The sequence below is a fragment of the Barnesiella sp. CU968 genome (assembly GCF_905219685.1).
Taxonomy (GTDB): domain Bacteria; phylum Bacteroidota; class Bacteroidia; order Bacteroidales; family Muribaculaceae; genus Lepagella; species Lepagella muris_A.
Genome location: NZ_CAJMXD010000337.1, coordinates 1 through 3177, shown reverse-complemented (window position 1 = coordinate 3177; position 3177 = coordinate 1). Strand labels below are relative to the sequence as shown.

Genomic DNA, 3177 nt, shown 5'->3' with positions numbered 1-3177 from the left:
CTCTTACACAAAACACGATGCTTTATCAGTTTCACGATGTGGTGAAAGGAAACGGCGCATATGTAAAAAAACCTGAGCTCACCATGACCGGTGACCATTCACTGACTTTCACTCTCGGTGAAGGAAGATGGAATTTCGCTCTGGTATCGGGTATGACCAGCAATGTCACAGACCACATAATCGAACCCGTTTACGGCAAGAAACCGGAAGAATGCGTGATGTTCCGCAATGATTTCAGGGATGAGAACGGCGGACTCGCCCAGATGCCTGAGATTTATACGGCTTTCATCAAGGGTGTGGAACTATCCGGAAAATGGGTCATCGATGATCTCACAAATGTAGACCATTTCGAACCCGACAAAGACTACAATTATCCGGCACAATATACGAGAAATCTCGCAAAAGTGAAGGTGATATTCGAAAAATCAGAATATCTTGATGTCACGGCTCTCCAGAATATAGAAATTTCAAACGTTCCCTCCACTCTCAGCTGGGACGGGACTCTCTATCCTTCCAAATATAAGCCGGAAATAAGCAAGACTCCCCTGAAGGGAAAGATTCCGCTCATGCCCGTGGAAGGCGAAGACGGAAAAATGACAGGTGCGGAGGAACTCTCTTTCCTTATTCCGGCACACCGGGGAACCGACTACGCGTCTCCATCCACAGCTGTAGACACCACCACCTCTCTGCTGCACCTCAATGTAGACCTCATATGCGATGACGGTTCCCATGTGGTGAAACGCGATATCGAGCTTCTACGCGCACCCCGCATGAACGGAGTGTATGAGGTCAGAGTATCCTACAACAAGCGGCAGCTGAATGTCTCTACAGAGATCATACCCTGGATTGACGAAAACATGAATGCCGACATCGCCAACCGCACGATAGTCACAGACAAGGGTGAGGTCGGTATGGCTTGGAAAGACACTATCCGCGTGCAGTGCAAAGACACATATACTGTAACAAAAGCCGCCGATGCCACATGGCTGACAGTAAAAGACCTCGGCGGAAACGCATATGAACTCACGGCAAATGTAGACACTTATGTCGATAACCATCCCCGCAGCTCATATGTCTCAATAACTACGGGCAATCTTGAGAAGCGCATTCCGGTGACGCAGCGTCCCGACAAAGGCACAATCAACGTGCACCTTCAGGATCAGCCTACGGTAAAAGAGATGTGGCTCAGTCCACCGCACAATCAGAAAGAGGTGACAGTGACCTGCACCGGCGGCAACTGGAAAATGCTCGACAACCTGAAAACGGCGAGCGTCTCCGGAAACGCAGGCGTGACAAACAACGTGAAAATGACACGTAAGCCGGACGCTGACATTTATGCTGAAGATTTCGCGAATGCGTATGGACGTGGTCCCGTAGTGTTCAAAAACATGCGGACCCTCGACACTGACACGATCTTCGTTGACAATCTATTCATCGGAGCCAGAGACGAAGTGATCGAAATCGCACAGCCAACCTCACGCAACGACACAATCACCACCACAACCGACGTGGCTGTATACGGAGGGGTGAAAGACGTTGTGATCAAAAGCCTCCCCTCTTTCATCGGTTCATCCGGAACATTCTTCGACAAGACGACCGGAGTATTCACATTCCGCTCAATCCGGCATCCGACCGGTGAAGACCAATGGGGCAACATCGTGCTCGGTCATAAATCCGACCCTGACTACACTGTCAAGCTTCCCATTGACCAGGCAATCCTCGTCGTCATCCCCGAGTTCGATTATTTTGTGGTCAAATTCACATGGGCAAGAGCTGACGTCGATATCAAATGCGGATTTGCAGGAAACCCGACATCTGTGGTCTACAGGGACAAGACATTCAACACGTCTGCGGTATCTAACCTTAACAACAAGTTCGTGGGGTGGAGTCATGCAAATAGTACTGCATTCAATTCTAAGACAGTATTGCGATGGGGTGGCGACGCCACCGGTGGACAGGGAGAAACGGTATATTTCAACGCACGTGAAATAAACACTTATCCCTATCCCGGGAAGAAAGGTGTCGCAACCAACGCTGCCAACCTGATTCCGCGAACACTTGATCTCAGCCTCGCGGCAGGATGGTATACCGCAAATGCATCCGGAAACATTACCTGCACGATATATTGTTATCTCGGAGGAACCATGAATCAGGCGGGAACAAACTTCAATAACTCAGGAGGAAAAACAGTGTTCCAGGCAACCAAGACATTCAACATCCGTTCAGGACTAACCAAACCCAGTAATAAGTATCTGCGTTTCTGCATCATCACCTATGACCGCAAGAAACACTCGGCAAATATCAAGTGGGACGGTTCAACCATTGTATAAATAACGAAAACCTTCAATATGAAGTCAATCTTTAAAATATTAGCGTTTGCAATGCTTGGCGCGGGAGTTCTAAACTCCTGTGCCGGCGATGCACCGGAAAATCCGGAACCCAGACGTAAAGTGGCAGCTACAATTTCCGTTGTTCTTCCGCAGACTGAAGAGAAGAAGGCACTGACACGCGCTGATGGAACAATCACAGACACGGATATTCTGACTGTAGACGGTCTCGTTTTTGATGAAAACGGCAAATTCATAGAACGCATTCCCGCCAACCATATCAGCTATTCCGACAAAGGCATAAAGATTGTGCTGCTTTTCGAACAGATAGATAAGAAACGCACAGTGCATCTTGTGGCAAATGCCCGCGACAAGGCTACCGGCGCCGACCGCATGGATTTCTCCCCGCTTACGGAAGGCTCGCCTGAATCAGTTGTGGGAACCTTGAAAACAGCTTCATTGCCCGCATCTCTGACCAACACACAGGAGCATATCATGCCTCTTATAATGTGGGGACGTGTCGAACTGAACTCAGGTATCATGGACAACATAGAGATGAACGGCATCAAACTCCTTCGCGCGGCGGCGTGTGTTACCGTGAAAACCGCAGAGGCTTCCCAGTCAAACCATCTCGGTGATTTCGTGCTGGAGGGAATATCCGCCTGCAACCTCGCAACAGTAGGATTTCTGACTCCCACACCAACCGTGACCGCCGCACCCTCGGCAACTCCTGCTGCAGGACGCCCGGCAGGAACAACGTTGGCAGACGCTTCAAAAACATGGGCGGAAGGTCCGGTGCCTACTCTTTATGTGTATGAACGCAACTGCAACACTACCGACTATATGGGAG

1 protein-coding gene and 1 pseudogene are annotated in these 3177 nt (G+C 49.6%); both read left to right on the top strand.

From position 1 onward, the window contains the following. Positions 1 to 2330 (top strand): BACON domain-containing protein (locus tag JX312_RS11100; RefSeq protein ID WP_204458045.1); only part of this gene is annotated, 2330 nt, incomplete at its 5' end. An 18-nt stretch (positions 2331 to 2348) separates the two neighbouring features. Continuing rightward, positions 2349 to 3177, top strand: a pseudogene (locus tag JX312_RS11095) (hypothetical protein); the annotation flags it as partial.